Source organism: Bacteroides sp. 1001302B_160321_D4 (genome assembly GCF_015667765.1).
Classification (GTDB): domain Bacteria; phylum Bacteroidota; class Bacteroidia; order Bacteroidales; family Bacteroidaceae; genus Bacteroides; species Bacteroides xylanisolvens.
The window spans coordinates 21,594-28,373 of sequence record NZ_JADPLO010000069.1 but is presented as its reverse complement, the minus strand read 5'-3'; the positions used below and the strand labels follow the sequence as shown (position 1 = coordinate 28,373).

Here is a 6,780-nt window from a genome sequence, read left to right as displayed (position 1 = left end):
GACCCATATCTTATAATAAAAAGATAACGGGGAATCTTAAAAACTCAATCATCTTTTTCAGATTTACCACAACGTTTCCAGAATACTTCATTATTTTATTCAAAACTGTGCGGATATGAATTAAATTTTGGTGCGGTTGCCCTAGATAAAATATCAATAGACTAACTCAATAAAATGCATTGTTCGACACCAATTTCCTGAATAAAATAATTGTCGTGTGAGATTGCTATCACAGTACCTGCATAATTTTTGATAGTAGCAGTGATAATTTCAATACTTTGTATGTCCAAATTGTTGGTAGGTTCATCCAGGATAAACATATCAGGGGTATTGTTACTAATCATCAGACAGCAGAAAGCGAGACGCATTTTCTCACCACCACTAAGTTTCCGGCAGGATTTGTCCCATTCGGATGCAGGAAACAAGTAACGGTTTAGAATAATCTTTATTTCATGCTCTGGCAGATTCCGGCTGTTGAAAGCGTAAGCCTGTTCAAGAATACTGTTCCGGTCGTCAATGATCGAATACTCTTGATTCAAATAGACATAGCTAAAGTCCGTCCGTGTCAGGGTTCCTTCCTGTGGTTGAAGTTGGCCGGTGATTAATTTCAATAGAGTTGTTTTCCCGCTACCGTTGGCTCCTTCTATACGGAGGCGGTCTCCGCTCTTTAGCTGAAAGCTGACAGGAGCTTGCCAAAGCTGTTGTTTTGAGATACTATTTTCCTGAATATCATTGCTATTCGGATTGGGATGATAACCTGTGTCAGACGAATTTATTTCATCATTCGTCAGAATATCATTGTTAATCGAATTGGAATGATAACTGAAGTTAATCTCTTTTGCTGTCACTAATATCTTCCCGGTATGAAGCGAGGAACTGTTGAAATCGGTTTTTAATGCCGCAGTCGGAGAGAGCGAACCTCGAAGCTGGTTGCGTTCATTTGTTAACTTCTCGGCTTTCTCCTGATGAACGCCAGTCAGTTTACTAGTGCTCTTCTCGGATTTCCCTTGGAGTGCGTTCAATACAATGCGTGGAACTCCTTTTTTTATATTACTCTTTTCGCCGCGTACATTCTGTTTGTCCCTGCGTTCGGCCGTTTCGCGAGCCACTTTACGGGCAATACGTAGTGCCTTTTCTTTTTCTTCAATACGTTGTTGTAATGCTTCCTGCATCAGCGTTTTTTGTTCTTTGTAGAATTCGTAATTTCCGCCATAATAATTGATTTGATGCTTCTCCAATTCGCAAATTTCGGGGAGAAGATTGAGCAGAGTACGGTCATGACTTACCACTAACAGGGTGGAACGATATTTTTCTACCCAGTCATATAAACGTTGTCTGCCGGAAGAATCGAGATGATTGGTCGGTTCATCCATAAGTATGACAGATGGATGATGAATGTCCATACCTGCCAGGAATACGCGGGTCTTTTCGCCGCCACTAAGCAGATTCATCGGGTAGGATAGCGTAAACTGTCCTAATCCCCATAAATCGAGAGCGGCAATGGAACGTTCTTCGATATTCCAGTCATCATTTAGAATGGTGAAATTCTCGTTTGAGACATCTCCTGCCAGGATAGCGTGCAGAGCTTGCTGTTTGCGCTCTATTTGAAGAGCTTGTGCGATGGTCAGTGAATCATATTGCCCGAAATGTTGCGGGATATAATATAGGTCGTCCGGGCGGACAATGACACCGGAAGAGGGTGATAACTGTCCGGCAATAATTTGTAGCAAAGTAGACTTGCCACAGCCATTGTTACCGACTAATCCTAGTTTCTGCCCTTTACTGATGGCGAAATTGAGGTCACTGAATAATACTTCTTTATCCGGATGGATATAGCTGATTTGTTGGATACTGATAGACATGATGATCTATTGGGTTTGAGGTTGAAAATAGAGTGAAAAAAATCACAGGATAGGGGAACGACAAACACAATACTGGCTAAACAACACGGATTTCGTGATGCTTAACAAAATAGAAAAAGCATATAAGAAAAGTGATGTTTACTTAGAAGTGTTGTCTTACTTAGTAATTCTCATTGTGGTAGGTATATAGTTTAACTTGGCGGCAAAGATAACACTTTCTATTAGATTTCACTCTATTAAGACTGAAAAAGAATGAATTTCATTTATTTAGAGGCTCCGTTTACCTCATTCGGAGCCTCCGATTACTCCAAATAGAGCCTCTGTTTACTCTATTCAGAGGCTCTGTTTTAGAAGTGAGTTATACTCTTTCTTATTCTTATACATCAAACAGTTGATTTAATCCCTCACTCATACTGGGATGCGTGAAGATAAAATCGCGCAAGAATGTAGACGTCTGGCCTGTCTTTATCGCCATAGCTACGATATTGATGATTTCTGAAGCATCGGCGCAGAATAGAGTACAGCCCATAATCTTCCCGTTATGATTATTGATGATAGCTTTTAGCATACCATCTGTCTGCCTCAATGTACGGGTACGGACGATGGAGGATGCCGGCAACCGGGAAACCTTAAATGAATATCCTCTTTTCAGAGCTTCTTCTTCACTGATTCCGATATGCGCCAATGGCGGATCAATAAACACTGCATATTGCACAGGATCACGGTCTCCGATATCACGTTTCTTGTCACCGAAGAGTTGGTCACGGATAATCCGGAAATCATCCAGCGAGACATAAGTAAATTGCGATCCGCCTTTCACATCTCCCATTGCCCATATATGAGGAACAGTAGTGCGTAACTGATCGTTTACGATGATAGCTCCGTGAGCATCAACTCCTACACCCGCTGCTTGCAGATTCAATCCTTCAATCATCGGTTTACGTCCCGTTGCGATAAGAATGGCATCTCCATCTACATAATAAGGAGTACCGTCGGATACGTCCGAGTAAGTTAGTGTCACTCCGTCATTCGTGTCATGGATAGACTGCGCACGCGCGTTCAAATGGATTTCAATACCTTTCTTATCCATTACTTCTTTGACGCTGTTTGCAATATCCCGATCTTCGCGAGGCATAAATTTGTTTCCTCCTTCGAGTATCGTCACTTTACTGCCGAAACCGGCATACATAGAAGCGAACTCCAGTCCGATATATCCTCCACCTATGATAATCAGGTGATGAGGAAGTACACTTAAGTCCAAAAGCGCACTACTGGTATATACGTGCTGACTTTGCTGAATACCATCTATTGCAGGGATAATGGGAGTAGACCCCGTGTTGATAAATATCTCTTTTCCTTTCAGTTCGATTTCTCCTTCGGGAAGTTCCACTTTTATGGTATCGGCGGATATGAAAGACCCCGTTCCAGTATAGATAGTCACATTAGGACGTTTGCTTAGTCTTTCGTAATTATCATTCCTAAGAAAGGAAGTGAGGCGGTTCTTTCGGCCGATGGCCTGTTTGTACATATTCGCCTGCTTCGGAAAATCATCGTGGTAAAGCAAAGCGGAAACCTCGGCTTCATGTACCAGCGTCTTTGTTGGGATACAGGCTACATTCGGACAGCTTCCTCCATACATCATGTTGGAACGTTCTACGATGGCCACTTGCCATCCGCGGTTGGAAAGTTCGGCAGCCAGGGTTTTCCCTGCCTTGCCGAATCCTATAATAATTGCATCATATTGTTTCATAACTTCTTGTATTAATGATTTGTATGAGACTATATAACAGTCTGAAAATACGATTTGTTCCGCAATGGCAAGAAGTCAGAATCCTCTTTAGTGGTTGTCTTAGTCTTTTTTAAGTGTTTTGAGTACGCGTTGTGACGAGTCGGATAATAACACTACGGCACTGGCCAGGATCACAATGTCTTTAATCACCAACCGCCCTGCACCGGATAGTAATGGGAAACCGAATTCTCCGCTTCCCAAGTCGGGAACCCAGACTTCCGGGGTGGTGACAAGAAAAGAAAGTGTGCCGAGCGTCATGATAATGGCGAGGGTGTCGCCTGCCAATCCCACTTTTGGGAAAAAGATTCCCAAGAATACCAGTATGCCGATACTCATAATAAGAGCTCCCAGTCCGTAAGAGAAAGTATAAGTGCGGTTTGCTTCGTGCCATGCACGATTTTCCGGGACAAAAGCACCTTCCGCATTTTTATGTTCTTTGTATTCGGGTGCACCTTTAGCATAGAAGAAACTCATAAAAGGACTGTTGGCAACAAACGGAACAATCCCGTCGGCTTCATAATGGAAATACTTCAATCCGCCTATCCATACAAATACTACCAGGATGGCAACGCGGATAAATTTCATACCAAAACTTTTCAGACTTGAAGTGAAGGTCAGTAAAGCGATCAATTTCTCTTTCATTTTGTTGGGGTTTTAATGGATTTATCTTATGTCGCAAAGGTCGTCCATTTCCACTACCCTCAAAATAGCAATACTTCCGTATGCCTTGTCAATTTTTCCCTTCCTGTGTGTTTCTGAATTGCACGGCGCTCTGTCCGGTCATATTTTTGAAGAAACGGCTGAAAGAAGCCTGGTCTTCAAATCCCAGAATATCGGCAATCTCTTTGGCGCTTTTGTTGCTGTAAAGCAGGAGACGTTTAGCTTCCGCTTCCACCCGTTCGTGGATAACCCGAAGCGGCGAAGGCAGTTTGCAGGTAGAAAAGATGTTCGATAGTGTCTTGGGAGATTTATGCAACATATCGGCATAGTCCTGCACCTGTTTCTTTGTCCGGTAATGCTCGTCGACCAAGTTATAGTATTGGCGGACAATCTCGAATCCGGATTCTTTTTCACGGGTGATATTCATGCGGTGACGTGCAATCCGGGTACATTGGATGATGAAACGTTTCAGCAGGATACGCAGCATCTCTTCCTGCAGGCTGTCGGAAACGGTAAACTCATTTTCCAGTGCTTCGGTAATAGTGTCGAGTTCTTTACGTTCTTTTTCGTTCAGTGTGAAACGGATCAGGTGAGATGAACCGTTGAACAGGAAGCCGCTGCATGACACTTCATGGTCGTTGCCATAGATACAATAGAAATTGCTGTTGAACAATAAAGTCAGGTATTCACCATCAATCGATTTAAATTCGAGGTGTTGCAGATGAGTGAGTGAAATCACTTCATCTTTGGTAAGCGTCATTTCCTGATGGTCGATTTCTACCGTGATGCTTCCGTTGCGTACCCATATAAATTTATAAAGTCCTTTTTCTTTTTGCAGTGCTTTTTCTGTCAGATAAGAGTCTGTAAGTGCGAGTGTTCCTTTTAGTTTCGTGTGATATTGTTGTAACATAATTAATCCTCCATTGCTGATGCGTCAAATGATAACGGCAGTAGATCACCTATACTTTTTACTTCGTAGATACATTCTTTGCCATATAATAGGATGCGGATGGGTTGTTTGTAACGCTTTTCCGTTTCCAGAATCACTTGCCGGCAAGCGCCGCAGGGAGGAATCGGATGGTCGATAAAGTCTTTTTCCGTTCGTGCCGCAATAGCAAGAGTGACAACCGGTTGGTCGGGATATTGGGAGTTGGCATAGAATAATGTAGTACGTTCTGCACAAAGCCCCGACGGATAGGCCGCATTTTCCTGATTGGTTCCTGTCACTACTGTCCCGTTGCCCAATAGCGCAGCGGCACCTACGGAGAAATGGGAGTACGGAGAATAACTACGAGCTGTTGCCTCCATGGCAGTCTTTATAAGTGACCGATCGCCCTCATTCAACTCATCATATTGATATACTTTAATAATAGCGGTAATTGTGAGGTCTTTCATATACGTCAGGGTATTGGTTTCTACAATTAATGTTACAAAGTTAGGAAAGAGATTGATAATCCCAATTATTTTTCGGATTTTTGTGCCATCTAATTCACATCTGAATAAAAATGGAGAATAAACTGCATAGACTTATCTTTTTAACCGTTGTTTTTTTCTTTGCCGTAGGAGTGCAGGCACAGAAACGGAATGCCCGTTACGTCGAGTATATAAATAAGTATAGTGATTTGGCTGTTGAACAGATGAAGCTTCATAAGATTCCGGCGAGTATCACGTTGGCGCAAGGGTTGCTGGAAAGCGGTGCCGGATACAGCCAGTTGGCACGAAAGAGTAATAACCACTTTGGTATTAAATGTGGTGGCAGTTGGCGGGGACGTACGGTTCGTCATGATGATGATGCGCGCAACGAATGTTTCCGTGCTTATAAGCATCCGCGTGACTCTTACGAAGATCATTCCGACTTCCTTAGAAGAGGTGCCCGTTACGCTTTTCTTTTCAAACTGGATATCACCGATTATAAAGGCTGGGCGCGTGGACTGAAAAAAGCAGGCTATGCTACCGATCCTTCTTATGCTAACCGTCTGATTACGATTATCGAAGATTATGACTTGTATAAATACGACCGTAAGGGTGTATATTCGGAACGGAAGCTGAAAAAGAATCCTTGGTTGATGAGCCCGCATCAGGTGTATATCGCTAATGATATTGCTTATGTGGTAGCCCGCAACGGTGATACCTTTAAAGATTTAGGTAACGAATTTGATATTAGTTGGAAGAAACTTGTGAAGTACAACGACTTGCAGCGTGATTATACCTTGATGGAAGGAGATATCATCTACCTGAAGAGTAAGAAGAAAAAGGCTTCCAAACCTTATACTGTATATGTTGTGAAAGATGGAGATTCCATGCATGGCATCTCTCAAAAATATGGTATCCGCCTCAAAAATCTGTATAAGATGAATCGTAAGGATGGTGAGTATGTTCCGGAAATCGGAGATAGATTGCGTCTGCGGTAGAGACTTCTCTCAAAAGGTTCGAATTTCGAAAACTTAATGACTCATTCATGTGTTATTA

The 6,780-nt window shown here is 42.5% G+C and carries 6 protein-coding genes; 1 reads left to right on the top strand and 5 read right to left on the bottom strand.

Annotated features, from left to right (window positions below):
- Nucleotides 1-161: 161 nt before the first annotated feature.
- The 5 genes from KFO40_RS21345 to cdd all read right to left on the bottom strand — a co-directional run bounded on the left by KFO40_RS21345 (nt 162) and on the right by cdd (nt 5,706).
- Nucleotides 162-1,862, bottom strand: coding sequence for an ABC-F family ATP-binding cassette domain-containing protein (locus KFO40_RS21345; protein WP_121960589.1), 1,701 nt, complete (start codon nt 1,860-1,862; stop codon nt 162-164).
- A gap of 376 nt (nt 1,863-2,238) precedes the next feature.
- Nucleotides 2,239-3,612 carry an FAD-dependent oxidoreductase gene (locus KFO40_RS21340; RefSeq protein ID WP_117683696.1) on the bottom strand — a complete coding sequence of 458 codons (1,374 nt, stop codon included), beginning with the start codon at nt 3,610-3,612 and terminating at the stop codon, nt 2,239-2,241.
- A gap of 99 nt (nt 3,613-3,711) precedes the next feature.
- Nucleotides 3,712-4,293, bottom strand: a complete 582-nt coding sequence (locus tag KFO40_RS21335; protein ID WP_004300718.1) for a DUF417 family protein — start codon at nt 4,291-4,293, stop codon at nt 3,712-3,714.
- Between the two features lie 88 nt (nt 4,294-4,381).
- Nucleotides 4,382-5,221, bottom strand: a complete 840-nt coding sequence (locus tag KFO40_RS21330; protein WP_008025757.1) for an AraC family transcriptional regulator — start codon at nt 5,219-5,221, stop codon at nt 4,382-4,384.
- A gap of 2 nt (nt 5,222-5,223) precedes the next feature.
- Complete coding sequence (gene cdd, locus KFO40_RS21325) at nt 5,224-5,706, bottom strand: cytidine deaminase (RefSeq protein ID WP_004304232.1); 483 nt, start codon at nt 5,704-5,706, stop codon at nt 5,224-5,226.
- Nucleotides 5,707-5,816: 110 nt separating this feature from the next.
- Here cdd and KFO40_RS21320 point away from each other — a divergent pair, with 110 nt between their 5' ends.
- Nucleotides 5,817-6,722 (top strand): glucosaminidase domain-containing protein, encoded by a 906-nt coding sequence (locus KFO40_RS21320; protein WP_004314292.1) that lies wholly within the window; start codon nt 5,817-5,819, stop codon nt 6,720-6,722.
- Nucleotides 6,723-6,780 lie beyond the last annotated feature (58 nt).

Excerpts from the sequence above, each read along its gene's own strand:
- cdd (WP_004304232.1), bottom strand. The coding sequence starts at position 5,706 with ATGAAAGACCTCACAATTACCGCTATTATTAAAGTATATCAATATGAT.
- KFO40_RS21340 (WP_117683696.1), bottom strand. The coding sequence starts at position 3,612 with ATGAAACAATATGATGCAATTATTATAGGATTCGGCAAGGCAGGGAAA.
- KFO40_RS21335 (WP_004300718.1), bottom strand. The coding sequence starts at position 4,293 with ATGAAAGAGAAATTGATCGCTTTACTGACCTTCACTTCAAGTCTGAAA.
- KFO40_RS21320 (WP_004314292.1), top strand. The coding sequence starts at position 5,817 with ATGGAGAATAAACTGCATAGACTTATCTTTTTAACCGTTGTTTTTTTC.
- KFO40_RS21330 (WP_008025757.1), bottom strand. The coding sequence starts at position 5,221 with ATGTTACAACAATATCACACGAAACTAAAAGGAACACTCGCACTTACA.
- KFO40_RS21345 (WP_121960589.1), bottom strand. The coding sequence starts at position 1,862 with ATGTCTATCAGTATCCAACAAATCAGCTATATCCATCCGGATAAAGAA.